This is a genomic window from Pseudomonas sp. UYIF39, assembly GCF_029963765.1.
In the GTDB taxonomy this organism is placed as follows: Bacteria; Pseudomonadota; Gammaproteobacteria; order Pseudomonadales; family Pseudomonadaceae; genus Aquipseudomonas.
Genome location: NZ_JALBYU010000017.1, coordinates 1 through 16055, shown reverse-complemented (window position 1 = coordinate 16055; position 16055 = coordinate 1). Strand labels below are relative to the sequence as shown.

Here is a 16055-nt window from a genome sequence, read left to right as displayed (position 1 = left end):
TGGTTATCGACCCCCGCCACAAGGACGTTCCTTTTCCCTCCGAACAAGCCCCGACATGTTCAGACCTCTCTTCGTATTTATTGGCACGCGTTATACCCGTGCAAAGCGTCGCAATCATTTTGTGTCATTCATTTCCCTGACCTCGATGATCGGACTCGCCCTCGGCGTGGTCGTGATGATTGTGGTGCTGTCGGTCATGAACGGCTTCGATCATGAGATGCGCACCCGCGTGCTGGGCATGGTGCCCCACGCGACCATCGAGTCCGGTGAGCCGATCAGCGACTGGCAAAGCCTGGCCGCCAAGGTCAAACAGAACCCGCAGGTGACGGCCGTGGCGCCGTTTACCCAGATGCAGGGATTGCTGACCAACAACGGCAAGGTTTCCAAAGTCCTGCTCAATGCGATCGATCCTGCGCTGGAACGGCAGGTCTCGATCATTGATAACTTCATGCAGCAGGGAAAACTCGATGACCTGGCTCCGGGCAGTTTCGGCATCGTCATCGGTGACAAGGCCGCGGCCAAGTTGGGTGCGGCGATCGGCGACAAACTGACGTTTGTGGCGCCGGAAGTCACCGTGACCCCGGCCGGGATGTTCCCACGCATGAAACGCTTTACCGTGGTCGGCATCTTCCATGTCGGCGCCGGTGAGCTGGACGGCTATCTGGGCATCACCAATCTGCAGGATCTGGCCAAGCTGCACCGCTGGAAACCGGATCAGGTCCAGGGCATCCGCCTGAAGTTCGACGACCTGTTCCAGGCGCCACGCGTGGCGTGGAGCATCGCCCAGCAACTCGGCGAAGACCATTTCTATGCCCGCGACTGGACGCGCACCCATGGCAATCTGTATCAGGCGATCCGCATGGAAAAAGCCATGATCGGTTTGCTGTTGCTGCTGATCGTCGCGGTTGCCGCGTTCAATATCATTTCCACGCTGGTGATGGTGGTGAATGACAAGAAGGGCGACATCGCGATTCTGCGCACCCTTGGCGCCACGCCGGGGTCGATCATGGCGATCTTCATGGTGCAAGGCACAGTCATTGGTGTGGTCGGGACGCTGATCGGCGCCGTGGTCGGGATCTTCGCCGCGCTGAATGTCAGCGCCGCGATCTCGGCCCTCGAAGGTCTGATCGGGCACAAGTTCCTGAACTCCGACGTGTACTTCATCGATTACCTGCCGTCGCAAGTGCAGAGCCAGGATGTGTTGATGGTCTGCGCCGCCGCGTTGGTCCTGAGTTTCCTCGCCACCCTGTATCCAGCCTGGCGTGCCGCGCGCACCCAGCCTGCGGAGGCGCTACGTTATGAGTGAGTTGGGCATGAGTGATAAAGCAATCTTGAGCTGCCGCAACCTGGGCAAATCCTACGAGGAAGGCCCGGAGTCGGTAGAGGTTCTGGCCGGTCTGCAACTGGAGCTGCATCCGGGTGAGCGCGTGGCGATTGTCGGTACCTCGGGCTCGGGCAAAAGTACCTTGCTCAACCTGCTGGGCGGCCTCGATACACCGACCAAGGGCAGTGTTTGGCTGGCCGGTGAAGAGCTGTCGGCGCTGAACGAAAAGGCTCGCGGTTTGCTGCGCAATCGGTCGCTGGGTTTCGTTTACCAGTTCCACCACTTGTTGCCTGAGTTCACCGCGCTGGAAAACGTCTGCATGCCGCTGCTGATCGGCAAGACTGCGATCCCGGAAGCGCGTCAGCGTGCGACGGCATTGCTGGAGCGGGTAGGGCTGGGCCATCGCCTGGAGCACAAACCAGCCGAATTGTCCGGTGGTGAGCGTCAGCGTGTGGCTATCGCCCGCGCCCTGGTGAACAAGCCAGGCCTGGTAATGCTCGACGAGCCGACCGGCAACCTCGATTCCCACACCGCCCAGGGCATTCAGGATTTGATGCTGGAACTCAGCACCTCGATGCGCACGGCGTTCCTGGTGGTGACTCACGACATGAACCTGGCTCGCCAGATGGATCGCGTCCTGCATTTGCAGGAAGGTTGCCTGACGCCCATTTGATTGGCCGAAACCCGGCGTACTGAACAGTACGTCGGGTCTTTTATTTTTATACGGTGCCCAGCGAATGTTCAGACCGTTATCGATCTTTATCGGCGCGCGCTATACCCGCGCCAAGCGCCGCAATCGCTTTGTCTCCTTCATCTCGATGACCTCGATGATCGGCCTCGCCCTGGGCGTGCTGGCGATGATCGTGGTGCTGTCGGTCATGAACGGCTTCCAGCGCGAAATGAGCTCGCGGATCCTCGGCATGGTGCCTCACGCGACTATCGTCGGCGTCAATCCGATCGACGATTGGCAGCCCGTCGCTGCGGCGGCCATGAAGAATCCCGAAGTGACGGCCGCCGTGCCGTTCACCGAGATGGAAGGCATGCTGTCCTACAAGGGGACAATGCAGCCGATCCAGGTCAGCGGCGTTGATCCGGCGCTGGAAGGCAAGGTGTCGATCGTCGCCCAGCACATTGTTCAGGGGCGGCTCGATGCCTTGAAGCCGGGTGAGTTCGGCGTGGTGATCGGCGAGATCACCGCACGCCGCTTCCGCTTGAACGTCGGCGACAAGATCACCCTGATCGTGCCGGAAGTCAGCACTGCACCGGGCGGCATCACCCCGCGCATGCAGCGGTTGAACGTGGTCGGCGTGTTCAAGGTTGGCGCCGAGCTGGATGGTTCCATGGCGTTGATCCACGTGGCCGATGCCGCGCAGATGCAGCACTGGGCGCCGAATCAAGTGCAAAGCGTGCGCCTGGCGGTGAAGGATTTGTACGCGGCGCCGAAGGTTTCCAGCGATATTGCTGGCGGGCTAGGCACCGCTTACAAAGCTGATGACTGGACTCACACACAGGGCAGCCTGTTCAGTGCGATGAAGATGGAAAAAACCATGATCGGTTTGCTGTTGCTGATGATCGTCGCCGTGGCGGCGTTCAACATCATCGCAACCCTGATCATGGTGGTGAACGACAAAGGTGCGGACATCGCGATCCTGCGCACCATCGGCGCCACGCCGCGGCAGATCATGGCGATCTTCATGGTGCAGGGCACCGTGATCGGGGTTGTCGGTACGTTGATTGGTGGTGTGCTCGGCGTGATTGCGGCGCTGAACGTCAGTGAACTGGTGGGTTGGATGGAGCGGGTCAGTGGACAGCACATCTTCAGTTCCGACGTGTACTTCGTCAGTAACTTGCCGTCCGAACTGCAGGGTGCGGATGTGGTGTTGATCTGCTCCGCCGGGTTCATTCTGAGCTTCCTCGCCACCGTTTACCCGGCATGGCGTGCGGCGAAAGTCGAGCCGGCTACCGCGTTGCGGTATTCGTAAGTCACCCCTGATCGTTCCCACGCAGTGGGAACGATCAGGTTTGCGGCAACTCAATCACAAACCGCGTCCACCCGTTATCCGATTCGCAACGAATTTGCCCGCCATGGGCGCGGATGATTGACTGAGTGATCGCCAACCCCAATCCCGCATGTTCACTACTGCCTTCCTGGCGTGCCGGGTCAGCCCGGTAGAAGCGATCAAATAAACGTGGCAGCAACGCCCCGTCAATTCCGTCGCCGCTGTTCTCGACCGTCAGGCTCAACCCCTTGGGCTGATCAACAATCCGCACTCGAACCTCGCCTTCGACCGGCGTAAACCGCAACGCGTTGTCCAGCAAATTGGAAAGCGCCCGGCGCAACATGCTGCGATCACCCTCCATGCACGCGCTGCCTTCGCGGCTCAGCGTTACCCCGGCGTCCTCAGCCAGTGGCGCAAAAAACTCCAGCAGCAGATCCGCTTCTTCCGCCAGCTCCAGCGGTTCGCGCTTGGGCATCAACAACCCGTGGTCAGCCTTGGCCAGGTACAACATGTCGTTGACCAGTTGCGCCATCCATTGCAGTTCTTCGAGATTGCTGTGCAGTGCTTCGCGGTAATCCTCGATGGGGCGTGGTCGTGTGAGGGTGACCTGGGTGTGGGTCAACAGGTTCGACAACGGCGTGCGCAATTCATGGGCGATGTCGGCGGAGAAGGCTGAGAGCCGCTGAAAAGAGTCGTCGAGGCGTCCGAGCATGGCGTTGAAGTTGTGGGCCATTTCCGCGAGTTCTGGTGGCATGTTTTCTTCGGGCAGGCGTGAATTGAGCGATTGCGCTGAAACGCCGCTGGCAACCGCACTCATACGCCGTAACGGTCGCAACCCACTGCGCGCTGCCCAGGCGCCGAGCAGGGCGGTGGCCAGTGCCGACAGGCCGACTGTCAGCCAGATCAGGTGCTGCATGCGTTGCAGAAAGTGCTGGTGATGGGTGATGTCCAGCAACAAGGTCAACTGCGGTGAGTCAGGTTTGTCGAGGTACAACGGAGCATTGAGGACGCGGTAGTCGGTACCTTCGCTGCTCACTGTGGACAAACCCGGTTGGGTCGGTAATGCCTGGGGCAGGCGCTTCGAACTGTCATACCAGCGCTTGCCGTCGCTGCCGGTGATCCGCAGCGACAGATCAGCCTGTCGGCTCAATTCATCGGCCAGTTTGACTTCGCTTTCACTCGGCTGAATGTCATGAAGTGCGCGACGCAAACCAATCAACTTGCCGTCCAGCAACTGCTGATCGAGTTCAACGAAATGCGCTTCACTGGCCCGGCTGAACAACACCCCGGCGAACAGCGACACCACGGCGGTGCACGCCGCAAACAGAAGCGCCAGGCGACTGCTTAATGAAAGTCGACGCATCAGGCGGGGCGCTCTTCAAGGACGTAACCCATGCCACGCACGGTGTGAATCAACTTGTTGGGGAATTCATCGTCGATCTTCAGGCGCAAGCGACGGATCGCCACTTCGATGACGTTGGTGTCACTGTCGAAGTTCATGTCCCAGACCTGGGAAGCGATCAACGACTTGGGCAGGACTTCGCCTTGCCTGCGCAGGAGCATTTCCAGCAGGGCGAATTCCTTGGCCGTCAGGTCGATGCGCTGACCGCTGCGTTCGACCCGGCGGCGTATCAGGTCAAGGCGCAAGTCCGCCAGTTGCAGGCTGGTTTCCTGAGGTGTGGCGTTACCACGGCGTAACAGGCTCCGGACCCGGGCCAGCAGCTCGGAGAAGGCGAACGGTTTGACCAGGTAGTCGTCGGCGCCCAGTTCGAGGCCGTGGACCCTGTCCTCCACCGCGTCGCGCGCTGTCAGAAACAGTACCGGCGTGTCGAGGCCGGCACCGCGCACCGCTTGCAGAATTTGCCAGCCATCGCGACCGGGCAGCATCACATCGAGAATCAACAGGGCGTAATCGCCGGTCAACGCCAGTTGCTGGCCGGTGCTGCCATCCGCCACCAGTTCAGTGTTGAAACCGGCCTCGGTCAGGCCCTGGCGCAGGTAGTGGCCGGTTTTCGGTTGGTCTTCGACGATCAGCAGTTTCATGGGCGACTCGAGGCAATTGGAACGAACGCTTTATACCGTGGGCGACGGTAATACAGGTCAACCTGACAAAGTTGTAATCTGGCTGTCAGGTTGAGGGCAGTCGCCGCAGTTTAGAGTTTTCTACAGGCTGAACCTTATCTTGTTGGAGTACGACTATGTTTTTGCGCAAATCACTGGTGCGGGTTGCGTGTTTGTTGGCGCTGAGCTCGCCGGCGTGGGCTTCCCCGGCGCATACCTACGATTTTGGCCAGCCGGCCCAGGCGGCAAAGGCGACTCGCAGTGTTGAAGTCGTCATGGGCGATATGTCATTCACGGCCAAGGCTATTGATATCAAGGCCGGTGAGACGGTTCGTTTTGTGTTAGTGAATAAAGGCCAGTTGTTGCACGAATTCAACCTCGGTGACGCGGCGATGCATGCCAGGCATCAGCAGGAAATGATGAATATGCAGCAGAGCGGCATGCTCACGCCTACAGACATGAAGGAAATGGATCACGGCGCCATGGCCGGTATGGGGCATGAAATGAAGCACGACGACCCGAACAGTGTGCTCGTTGAACCTGGAAAAACCGCCGAGCTCACCTGGACTTTCACCAAGGCCACCAACCTGGAATTTGCCTGCAACATTCCAGGTCATTACCAGGCCGGCATGGTCGGTAAGTTGACTGTCAGTCAGTAAGCACTCAAAGGCGGGAGCAAAGGCTGGTAGAATCCGCTGATTCTTCAGTCAGGTTTCCGCCATGCATCCCGCAGCCGAACGCTCGCCGCTGGGCAAATCCAGCGAATACATCGCCACCTACACGCCGTCCTTGCTGTTCCCGATCCCGCGCACCGCGAAATGGGCCGAGCTGGGCCTGACGGCAGAAACCCTGCCATACAAGGGCGTGGATTTCTGGAACTGCTTCGAATTGTCGTGGCTGTTGCCGTCCGGCAAGCCAGTGGTGGCGATTGGCGAGTTCACTATCCCGGCAGATTCGCCGAATATCATCGAATCGAAGTCGTTCAAGCTGTACCTCAACTCCCTGAACCAGACACCGTTTGCCGACACCGCAAGCCTTGAATCGACGTTGGCCAAAGACCTGTCGGCTGCTGCCGGTAAACCGGTCGGCGTGCGGATTCGCAGCCTCAAGGACGTTGGGGCCGAAGGGGTCGTGGCGTTGCCGGGTGTGTGCATTGATGATCTGGACATCAGCGTCAGCAACTATGAGCATCCGCGTCCGGAACTGCTGCGTTGCGATGAATCGCGCATCGTGGAGGAGAGCGTACACAGCCATTTGCTCAAATCCAACTGCCCGGTTACGAGTCAGCCGGACTGGGGTAGCGTGGCGGTGGAATACCGTGGTGCGGCGCTGGATCACGCGAGTTTGCTGGAATACATCGTGAGCTTCCGTCAGCATTCGGACTTTCATGAACAGTGCGTGGAGCGGATTTTCCTCGACCTGCAACGGTTGTTGAAACCGGAGAAATTGACGGTGTATGCGCGGTATGTACGGCGCGGTGGGTTGGACATCAACCCGTATCGCAGTACTGAAACCGTGCAGTTGCCGAACCATCGGCTGGTCCGCCAGTAAGAAAAAAGCCCCGCTATTACTAGCGGGGCTTTTTTGTATTCGGCGGGTTCAGATCCCCATGTTGGCCAGGGCTTGCACGATGTTGCGCAAGGTGCCAGCAAGGGTTGGGTGTTCGATTTCGAAGCGTTCGACGGCCAGGTTCACATTGTCGGCGAGGCTGGAGTCCTGGGTTTTGGTTTCGAGCTCCAGTTCCAGTTCGATCTGTTGCATCAGCGCGTGCAGGTCTTCGCGCTCGGCTTCGGTCAGCGGTGGATTCTGTTCCAATTGCTCGCGCAGAGTATTGAGCTGTTGTTGCAGTTCGCGGGCAGGCATGGCGTTCTTCCTTTTATCGATAGGCACTGGCATAGACCGCAGCAGCACGCCAAAGGTCTATGGCTTGACCTTTAGATTAATCCACTCGCGCGCAACCTGCATGATCTCGATCAGGGCTTTTCGCCCTTGAGCCGGCGCAGGCTGATGTCGGCCAGGCAAGTGTCGAGTTCACCGAGGTGATCGATCACAGAATGCACACCCAGACCGAACAGTTGCACCGTTGCCTTGCCGCGTTTGAATTCCCGTTCCTGCTGAGTCAGTTCCTGCCATTCGTTGGGCGCCAGGCCACAGAGTGAGCCGCAGGACGCCAGCCCAATCGTCCACAATCCGGCATTGAGCCCCGCTTGCAGCAATCGCGGTTCGCCGCTGACCAGCACGCAACCCTCCAGTCGTTGAACATTCAACGTCATCAAGGCTTGCCAACAGGCGTGCGGTGCCGGCCATGGATTGTTTGTTTCGAAGTGTTGCGAGGGTTTGATCCATGAAGGTAATGCAGCGGCCAGGGAATGGCTGAGGGCAGGGGGGAGCTCATCCAGCCAGGCGCAGGGAATCTGCTGATGCTGCAAGCTGCGCAAGCTGTCCAATGCACCGGGCGTGGCCTCGGTATGCACAGCAGAGTGGCTGCGCTGGGTATGTGTGCGTGCGCCGAAATCCACCAGGCAACCACTGAGGCCAAACAGTACAGCGGTCAGACTGGGTGCAATGTGGGGCAAGGTTTCGGCGTGCGGCATATCAACGTCCCTGAAATAGCCTCAAGGCTAGGGGGCGACGGTGACAGTTGAGTGACACTGACGTGAATCGCTCACAATCATCACGAATGATCCGCAGGCTGCCTTGCAGGGTGCTGCCTAAAGCGGCTTTTCCGTCTTATACTAGCCCGCTTAACGCTTGGGCCAAGTGCCCGCGCCAGTACAATCCAAGGAGTTTTTCTATGCGCTGGAGCAATCATCTAGCTCAGTTTTGTGTGTTTACCAGCGTATTGCTGGTTCCGTTCGTTGCACAGGCAGCCTCGGAAGACGACCCTTGGGAAAGCATCAACCGCCCGATCTACAAGTTCAACGATGTGCTCGACACCTATGCGCTGAAGCCTTTGGCCCAGGGCTATCAGTTCGTGACGCCGCAGTTCCTTGAAGACGGCATCCACAACATGTTCCGCAACGTCGGTGATGTCACCAACCTTGCCAACGATATTTTGCAGGCCAAACCGGCCGCCGCTGGCGTCGACACCGCGCGCTTGATCTTCAACACCACTTTCGGCCTGCTGGGCTTCTTTGATGTGGGCACCAAGATGGGCCTGCAACGCAATGACGAAGACTTCGGTCAGACCCTCGGCTACTGGGGCGTAGGCAGCGGCCCCTACGTGATGTTGCCGTTGTTGGGGCCAAGCACGGTGCGTGACGCACCGTCCAAGTATGTCGACGGCTACACCGGCCCGTACCCTTACATCAACGACGTGCCCGTGCGTAACTCGATCTTCGGCCTGAACATCATCGACACCCGCGCCAATCTGCTGTCGAGTGAGAAGCTGATCACCGGCGACAAGTACACCTTCATCCGCAATGCGTACTTGCAGAACCGCGAATTCAAAGTAAAAGACGGCCAGGTCGAAGACGATTTTTGATCTCGACCGGTAAAACGAAGAGGGCGGCCAGTGGGCCGCCTTCTTTCGTTTGGCTTTCCGGGCTGGTTTGACTGATGGGTTTTAACCTTCCATTACGTTACGGTTTTGCCTGTTCTTATAACTCCCGGTGATTTGAAATCGAAAGACGTCAAGCGACCATCGGCGTGAGCTTGAAACGCCTCGCGGATGGGAGTACCGTCTGCGCCTTAGAAGGGCACCTCTGGTGTGCCTGTGTGTAGGGCAAACGCTCGAAAACAGTGCAGTAGAGAGGCTAGAAAGCGAATCCAGTAGTGTGAGCCGGGACAAAGCCCCTGCCTGCTACGCCAACCTAATTCTGGCGCCGTTTGCCCACATGCCAAAAACCAGTGCCACGCTGCTGATAATCGATGATGACGAAGTAGTGCGCGCGAGCCTCGCCGCCTATTTGGAAGACAGTGGTTTCAGCGTCTTGCAGGCCAGCAATGGCCAGCAGGGTCTTCAGGTATTCGAGCAAGACAAGCCCGACTTGGTCATCTGCGATCTGCGCATGCCGCAGATGGGCGGACTCGAACTCATTCGCCAGGTCACCGAGCTGTCACCACAAACCCCGGTGATTGTGGTTTCGGGCGCCGGCGTGATGAACGACGCGGTCGAGGCTCTGCGCCTGGGCGCGGCGGACTACCTGATCAAGCCTCTCGAAGATCTGGCTGTGCTCGAGCATTCTGTGCGCCGGGCCCTGGATCGTGCGCGCCTGCTGCTGGAAAACCAGCGCTACCGCGAGAAGCTGGAAAAGGCCAACCGCGAGCTCGCCGCCAGCCTGAACCTGCTCCAGGAAGACCAGAACGCCGGTCGCCAGGTGCAGATGAACATGCTGCCGGTCAGCCCCTGGACCATCGACGAGTTCCAGTTTGCTCACCAGATCATCCCGTCGCTGTACCTGTCGGGTGATTTCGTCGACTACTTTCGGGTCGACGAGCGTCGGGTAGCCTTCTACCTGGCGGACGTTTCCGGTCATGGCGCCTCTTCAGCCTTCGTTACCGTGCTGCTGAAGTTCATGACCACGCGCTTGCTGTTCGAATCCAAGCGCAGCGGCACATTGCCGGAATTCAAGCCTTCAGAGGTCCTTGGTCATATCAACCGAGGCCTGATCAGTTGTAAGCTGGGTAAACACGTCACAATGGTCGGTGGAGTCATCGACGAGGAGACAGGTTTGTTGACCTATAGCATCGGTGGTCATTTGCCGTTGCCTGTGTTGTACACGCCAGACAGTGTTCGTTATCTGGAAGGGCGTGGTCTGCCGGTGGGCCTCTTCAACGAAGCCACTTACGAAGATCACGTACTGGAGCTGCCGCCGACGTTCAGCCTGACGCTGATGTCCGATGGCATTCTGGACCTTTTGCCAGAACCTACACTCAAAGAAAAAGAAGCGGCTTTGCCCCAACGGGTCAAGGCAGCGGGCGGCAGCCTGGATGGTCTGCGGCAGGTTTTTGGATTGGCCACGCTAGGGGAGATGCCGGATGATATCGCCCTGTTGGTGTTGAGCAGGAATCTTTAATGAGTACCGGTAGAATCCAGTTCGCCGAGCAGGATGGCACCTTCGTCCTGAAGTTCGTCGGTGAAGTTCGCCTGACCCTGTGTTCGGCGTTGGATGCGACTATTGAGCGGATCTTCACGGCGTTGAACTTCAACGCAATCGTGATCGACCTGACCGAAACCCGCAGCATCGACAGCACCACCCTTGGCCTTTTGGCCAAGCTGTCGATCCTGTCGCGGCAAAAGGTCGGCTTGCTGCCTACCGTCGTCACCACCCACGAAGACATCACCCGTCTGCTGCAGTCCATGGGCTTTGAGCAAGTGTTCAACATCGTTGACCGCCCGATCCCGTGCCCTGAGTGCCTGACCGACCTGCCAGACCAGGATCAGTCCGAAGAAGTGGTGCGGATCAAAGTGCTCGAAGCGCACAAAATTCTCATGGGGCTGAACGACTCCAATCGTGAAGCGTTTCATGATCTGGTGAACGCGCTCGAGCGTCACTGATTCCATAAGCGACCGCGCACAAAAAAGGGCGAACCTGTGAGGGTTCGCCCTTTTTGCGTTTGCTCTTATTGGATCAGAGCTTGGCTTGCAGCAATGCTTCGAGTTTTTCCTGGTCGCGAGCGAACTGACGAATACCTTCAGCCAGCTTCTCGGTCGCCATCGCGTCCTCGTTGGACAACCAGCGGAACTGCTCTTCATTCAAGCTCAAACGCGCTTCACCAGCATGACCCGGGGCCAATTTGCGCTCCAGCTTGCCAGTGTCCGCCGCCAGCTTATCAATCAGATCCGGGCTGATGGTCAGGCGGTCGCAACCGGCCAGCTGCTCGATCTGGTTCAGGTTACGGAAGCTCGCACCCATGACGACAGTCTTGTAGTCATTGGCCTTGTAGTAGTTGTAGATGCGTGTCACCGACTGCACGCCCGGATCATCCGCGCCGGTGTAGTCGTTGCCGTTGGCTTTCTTGTACCAGTCGTAGATGCGGCCCACGAACGGCGAAATCAGGAATACGCCTGCGTCAGCACAAGCCGCCGCTTGAGCGAAGGAGAACAGCAGCGTCAGGTTGCACTGAATGCCTTCCTTTTCCAGAATCTCGGCAGCGCGGATACCTTCCCAGGTGGAAGCGATCTTGATCAGCACGCGGTCACGGCCAATGCCGGCCTTGTCGTACAGGTCGATCAGACGGTGCGCACGCTTCAATACGGCGTCAGTGTCGAACGACAGGCGCGCATCCACTTCGGTGGAAATACGGCCTGGGATCACTTTCAGAATTTCTTGCCCTACCGCCACGCCAAAACGGTCGCTGGCCAGGCCCACATCGCCCTTGCAGTCGCTGACGCAAGCGTTCAGCAACTCGGCATAACCGGGAATGGCCGCCGCTTTGAGCAGCAGGGAAGGGTTGGTGGTAGCGTCCACGGGTTTAACGCGAGCGATAGCTTCGAAGTCGCCGGTGTCGGCAACCACGGTGGTCATTTGTTTGAGTTGTTCCAGCTTGGAAGTCATGGGCGTGCTCTGTCCTATGGGTCTAATGACATTACCCGAGCGCTGACAGCCACTCAAGGGTACGTGTACGTATCGAGGGCCCCAGGAACAACAACCGGAAAACGGATGTTTGAAAGGCGGGGCGCGGTATCGATAAATACGATGCCAAATCAGACCACAGGTTCAACCCAAGCGACCGTTAACGCCCCTCAAGCAACTCCGCCGCCTGGTCCAGCAACGCCAAAGGCTCTTTAGCCTTATGAATATCCACCGACAACAACTGCCGAAACTTCCGCGCCCCGGGAAACCCGGTGCCCAGCCCCAGCACATGCCGAGTGATGTGGTGCATCGAGCCGCCCGCATCAATATGCGCCGCTATATAAGGCCGCAGCTGCGCCAGCGCCTCCGCCCGGCTAATCACCGGCGCCGTGCTGCCGAACAGTTGCTGATCCACCTCAGCCATCACATAAGGGTTGTGATAGGCCTCACGACCCAACATCACGCCGTCGAACGTCTGCAAATGCTCGTGACAGGCCTCCAGCGTCTTGATCCCGCCGTTGAGAATAATCTCCAGCTCCGGAAAATCCGTTTTCAACCGCGCCGCCACGTCATAGCGCAGCGGCGGAATGTCACGGTTCTCCTTCGGCGACAATCCCTCCAGAATCGCAATCCGCGCATGCACCGTAAAACTCGTGCACCCGGCATCCCGAACCGTGCCGACGAAATCACACAACTCCTCGTAACTGTCCCGCCCATTAATCCCGATGCGGTGCTTCACCGTCACCGGAATCGACACCGCATCGCGCATCGCCTTCACACAATCAGCCACCAACTGCGGATGCCCCATCAGGCACGCACCGATCAGATTGTTCTGCACCCGATCACTCGGGCAGCCGACATTCAGATTCACCTCGTCGTAACCGTGCTCCTGCGCCATGCGTGCACACATCGCCAGGTCCAGCGGCACACTGCCGCCGAGTTGCAGGGCGAGCGGGTGTTCGGCCTCGTTGTGACGCAGGAAGCGGTCGTGATCGCCGTTGAGCAGCGCGCCGGTGGTGACCATTTCGGTGTAGAGGAGGGCGTGTTTGGAGAGTAGGCGTAGGAAAAAACGGCAATGCCTATCTGTCCAATCCATCATGGGTGCTACAGAGAATTTACGATTCATAAAGCCTTGTATTTAAAGGCCTTCAGCATGATTTTGTGCTATCGTTCGTGTACATTTCAGGGGCCAAAATGACGGTTTTGGTACGCCTGGGGTACACGCCGTGTGCATCAAAGGTATGCATCGGGTACGGGTAAATGAACATTGAGTGAACACGAGAATGGCTTCCTTTCAAAAGCTTCCCAGCGGCAACTGGCGTGTCCTGATTCGAGCCAAAGGCCATAAGTCGATCAGCGCCACCTTCTCCTCCGAAAAACTGGCAAAAGCGTTCGCGAAGGAGAAAGAGCGTCAGCTTGAAGAAATAAAGGCAACAGGCAGGACGGCTGCTCCAAAGGGCTCAACTGTCGCTCATTATATCGACGACTACCTTAATTACATACAGCATGGGCGTACCCTTCAGCGGAGTGCTCTTTTCATCTACAAGGCTCTGAAGGAGAGGTTCGGGAAAATCGGAATCGAGCGCCTGTCGAAAAGCCACCTGGATTCCTTCATTGAGGCTAGGAAGAAAGAGGGTGTCCAGGGTCAGACCATTGCGGGCGATCTGTCACTGTTGTCTACGATTCTGCGCTACTGCTACGACGTTAAGCATCTGGACGTCGATGCGGATATGGCAGACAAGGCTCGCAAGAGTCTTAAAAGCAATCACAAGCTGCGGATCAAAAGTAGGGAGGTTGAATGCGTTCCAACTCAATCAGAGATTGACGCGATCATCGGCGTGTTCGCAACCAAAAAGCGCCAGATCATTAACATGCCGCAGCTGATCAGATTTGGGTTGTTCACATCCATGCGGCAGTCCGAGATTTGCAACATCCGCATCGAAGATCTGGACTGGGAAAACAAAACAGTTGTTATCAGGGACAGAAAGCATCCGAACGAAAAGATGGGAAACAATGAAACCGTTCCACTGCTGCCGTCAGCATGGACGATTGTTGAGGAGTGGGTGGGGACGCGCACCGCTGGCCCTATCTTCCCTTATAACCCTAAATCCGTATCTGTCGCGTTCTCTCGCGCTCGTGATCAATCAAGCGTGACTCGCCCCGTTCGCTTTCACGACCTTCGGCATAAAGCGATCACTGACTTCTTCGGTATTGGGCTTAACGTTCCCCAGGTTGCTTTGATGAGTGGACATCGCGACTGGCAAACTCTGAAGCGCTACACGCACGTCAAAGCTTCTGATGTCCATACTGCCTATAATGCTTTGAACATCAAGCAGCAGGACGCCAAGCATTTGAGCGAGCAGGTCGACTGGCTTGTCCAGCAGATGGGCGAGATGAGAGGGGCGCAAGCTTAATCAACAAAAAAGGGGCCAGCTGGCCCCTTATATTAAATATTAAATGCACTTCCTGATAAAGTCGTCTTGATCTGTTTCCATCAAGCTACCGATAAACTCCATAACAGCGTTTTTTGGATACAAGTAAGCAGAGCCAAAGCGGATCGGCTTGGGGCCTTTCCCGTGTTTTCTCCAGTAAGCCAGAGTGTCAAGGTTGACCTTAGCGAGCTCACTGATGTCCTCTGCTGTGTAGCAGTTGATCTCATCGGCCATTTTGCTTCTGATGTCGCTCATGTCAGATCGCTCCACCATGAGTGAACCCAAAACCCTTCACCCTTGACATCAGAAAGGTACTCACCCCACCGACTGGATAGAAAAAGCTATTTCCCGCATAGGCGTAGGCCGGGCCCGTACCATTCCTTCTCCAGTTGTCGAGTGTTGACTTACTCACGTTGAACAGATGGGCAATATCATCTTCGGTCAGAAAGCCCATGTCTTGCGCGATTCCTTTTTGCATTTTGCTATCTCGAAAGCACCCGCCGTCATGACCGTCAGTGCTTCCTCTCTCTCAAAAAACCCGGTGTCGTACCTGCGGCTTGTCAGTATATGGAATATGTTTCGTTGAATGGCGTCAAGGCGCAAAGGGCACTTTTTTACATCACCCTGAGAGCGTACCCTTACTCAAAGTATGCTGAAACTATACTTTGATGGGCTTAATTAATTTATCGAAGAAATAAAAAAAGCCCCGCCGGGAGAGAGGCCGTGCGGGGCTAGATGTCATACCGAGAAGAAAAAGGAAGTAAACTTCAAGGCACTATTTATAATACCACATTCTTTTAGTGTGTGTGGTTTGTTGTCAAATGCAAATCACCAATTTCGTTCTGTGCTGGGAATCCGTTAGTTTCGGGATTTTGTTTAATTCTCGCAAGGACTATATGACCTTCTGCTTTGATTAAGTCCATCAGTTGTTGCATGTCGGTTTTGGTGGCCTTGGCAATTTTGTCTTGGATCGACTTACTGATTTTTATCGCAGTGGGGTGATTGCCGTCGCCGTAGAACCTATGCCAAAAGTGACGGCCTGCATGCTCGCCGGACATCACCTGTATCTCAACCAGAGCTGATATGGCACCCTTCGGCGAAGTGTGCTTCTTCACTGATCTAAACTTGATCATCGCATCGTGCATGGGCATCGGATCTTTAGATTGCGCCTTTGCATTGATGATCTTAATGTCATATTGTTTGCGAAATTTGCGCTTTAGAGAGTTGATGTGTGACTTCGTAAATACCTTGCAAGAACGCCATGCAGCGGCTTCCTGGCTCTCTCCTGGGTGTGGGCGGTTGCGACTGTACTGGCGGTCGCGAAAGTATTCATCTCCGGCGTGCTCGGTGTTGTCGTACTCAAACAATCGCTGGGCGATCTCATCTTCTGTCGACGAAGTAATCATGCCCCCGACGATGCGGTTGAGCTGGTACGAACGGCCACGAGCGCCTGTACCACCTGTTGCTTGCCGAGGAGCGCCTGCCTTGTATTCGATATCTAACCCATAGCTCGATTGATGCAGCTTGTAGTCGTCGACGTCGGCTGGTCGACCTGGGTTATAAAAGCTGACGGCGAACTGCTTACGGTCTGGGTGCGCCGCATACACGTAAAAGCAGTGTGAAGGACTCTTCCAGCATGGATCGAGAGCCCGCAGCATGCGTCGGTGTTGGCGCTGATTGAAAACTGACCCACCCTGCCGATTGAAAAATGACCCAGGAC

The 16055-nt window shown here is 56.9% G+C and carries 17 protein-coding genes and 1 pseudogene; 9 read left to right on the top strand and 9 right to left on the bottom strand.

Going from position 1 to position 16055, the window contains the following annotated elements; translation table 11 throughout:
• The first annotated feature begins 55 nt into the window (after positions 1-55).
• The 3 genes from MO767_RS21035 (at position 56) to MO767_RS21025 (ending at position 3306) form a co-directional block, all read left to right on the top strand.
• Positions 56-1306, top strand: a complete 1251-nt coding sequence (locus MO767_RS21035; RefSeq protein ID WP_282482070.1) for a lipoprotein-releasing ABC transporter permease subunit — start codon at positions 56-58, stop codon at positions 1304-1306.
• Between the two features lie 7 nt (positions 1307-1313).
• A complete protein-coding gene (lolD, locus tag MO767_RS21030) occupies positions 1314-1997 on the top strand; it encodes a lipoprotein-releasing ABC transporter ATP-binding protein LolD (protein WP_282482069.1) in 684 nt (227 codons plus the stop codon).
• A gap of 64 nt (positions 1998-2061) precedes the next feature.
• Positions 2062-3306, top strand: a complete 1245-nt coding sequence (locus tag MO767_RS21025; RefSeq protein ID WP_095128737.1) for a lipoprotein-releasing ABC transporter permease subunit — start codon at positions 2062-2064, stop codon at positions 3304-3306.
• A 34-nt stretch (positions 3307-3340) separates the two neighbouring features.
• Here MO767_RS21025 and MO767_RS21020 read toward each other — a convergent pair whose 3' ends face one another.
• Together MO767_RS21020 and MO767_RS21015 are read right to left on the bottom strand one after the other, a co-directional pair.
• The gene (locus tag MO767_RS21020) at positions 3341-4687 is read right to left on the bottom strand and encodes a heavy metal sensor histidine kinase (protein WP_282482068.1); all 1347 of its coding nucleotides are present in this window, start codon (positions 4685-4687) and stop codon (positions 3341-3343) included.
• A complete protein-coding gene (locus tag MO767_RS21015) occupies positions 4687-5367 on the bottom strand; it encodes a heavy metal response regulator transcription factor (RefSeq protein WP_008151374.1) in 681 nt (226 codons plus the stop codon). The genes MO767_RS21020 and MO767_RS21015 overlap by 1 nt, the downstream gene beginning before the upstream one ends.
• 155 nt (positions 5368-5522) lie before the next feature.
• Between MO767_RS21015 and MO767_RS21010 the strand changes: the two genes are divergently transcribed.
• Entirely contained in the window at positions 5523-6044 is a 522-nt protein-coding gene (locus MO767_RS21010; protein ID WP_282482067.1) for a cupredoxin family protein, read from the top strand.
• A gap of 61 nt (positions 6045-6105) precedes the next feature.
• Positions 6106-6936, top strand: coding sequence for an NADPH-dependent 7-cyano-7-deazaguanine reductase QueF (queF, locus tag MO767_RS21005; RefSeq protein ID WP_282482066.1), 831 nt, complete (start codon positions 6106-6108; stop codon positions 6934-6936).
• 48 nt (positions 6937-6984) lie between these two features.
• Here queF and MO767_RS21000 read toward each other — a convergent pair whose 3' ends face one another.
• Together MO767_RS21000 and MO767_RS20995 are read right to left on the bottom strand one after the other, a co-directional pair.
• The gene (locus MO767_RS21000) at positions 6985-7248 is read right to left on the bottom strand and encodes a DUF4404 family protein (protein ID WP_008151367.1); all 264 of its coding nucleotides are present in this window, start codon (positions 7246-7248) and stop codon (positions 6985-6987) included.
• A gap of 110 nt (positions 7249-7358) precedes the next feature.
• Positions 7359-7979: an HAD family phosphatase gene (locus MO767_RS20995; RefSeq protein WP_282482065.1), complete on the bottom strand. Its 621-nt coding sequence runs from the start codon at positions 7977-7979 to the stop codon at positions 7359-7361.
• A 200-nt stretch (positions 7980-8179) separates the two neighbouring features.
• Between MO767_RS20995 and MO767_RS20990 the strand changes: the two genes are divergently transcribed.
• The 3 genes from MO767_RS20990 to rssC all read left to right on the top strand — a co-directional run bounded on the left by MO767_RS20990 (position 8180) and on the right by rssC (position 10885).
• Complete coding sequence (locus MO767_RS20990; protein ID WP_282482064.1) at positions 8180-8869, top strand: VacJ family lipoprotein; 690 nt, start codon at positions 8180-8182, stop codon at positions 8867-8869.
• Between the two features lie 352 nt (positions 8870-9221).
• Entirely contained in the window at positions 9222-10403 is a 1182-nt protein-coding gene (gene rssB / locus MO767_RS20985; RefSeq protein WP_010456296.1) for a two-component system response regulator RssB, read from the top strand.
• A complete protein-coding gene (rssC, locus tag MO767_RS20980; RefSeq protein WP_007935262.1) occupies positions 10403-10885 on the top strand; it encodes an anti-sigma factor antagonist RssC in 483 nt (160 codons plus the stop codon). The genes rssB and rssC overlap by 1 nt, the downstream gene beginning before the upstream one ends.
• A 73-nt stretch (positions 10886-10958) precedes the next feature.
• Here rssC and tal read toward each other — a convergent pair whose 3' ends face one another.
• The gene (tal, locus tag MO767_RS20975) at positions 10959-11885 is read right to left on the bottom strand and encodes a transaldolase (RefSeq protein ID WP_282482063.1); all 927 of its coding nucleotides are present in this window, start codon (positions 11883-11885) and stop codon (positions 10959-10961) included.
• A gap of 178 nt (positions 11886-12063) precedes the next feature.
• Positions 12064-13029, bottom strand: coding sequence for a tRNA dihydrouridine(20/20a) synthase DusA (dusA, locus tag MO767_RS20970; RefSeq protein ID WP_282482062.1), 966 nt, complete (start codon positions 13027-13029; stop codon positions 12064-12066).
• Positions 13030-13186: 157 nt separating this feature from the next.
• Between dusA and MO767_RS20965 the strand changes: the two genes are divergently transcribed.
• Positions 13187-14317: an integrase gene (locus MO767_RS20965; RefSeq protein ID WP_282482061.1), complete on the top strand. Its 1131-nt coding sequence runs from the start codon at positions 13187-13189 to the stop codon at positions 14315-14317.
• A gap of 39 nt (positions 14318-14356) precedes the next feature.
• Here MO767_RS20965 and MO767_RS20960 read toward each other — a convergent pair whose 3' ends face one another.
• The 3 genes and pseudogenes from MO767_RS20960 to MO767_RS20950 all read right to left on the bottom strand — a co-directional run.
• Positions 14357-14590, bottom strand: coding sequence for a hypothetical protein (locus MO767_RS20960; protein WP_282482060.1), 234 nt, complete (start codon positions 14588-14590; stop codon positions 14357-14359).
• Between the two features lies 1 nt (position 14591).
• A complete protein-coding gene (locus MO767_RS20955; RefSeq protein WP_282482059.1) occupies positions 14592-14789 on the bottom strand; it encodes a hypothetical protein in 198 nt (65 codons plus the stop codon).
• 343 nt (positions 14790-15132) lie between these two features.
• Positions 15133-16055, bottom strand: a pseudogene (locus MO767_RS20950) (hypothetical protein); the annotation flags it as partial.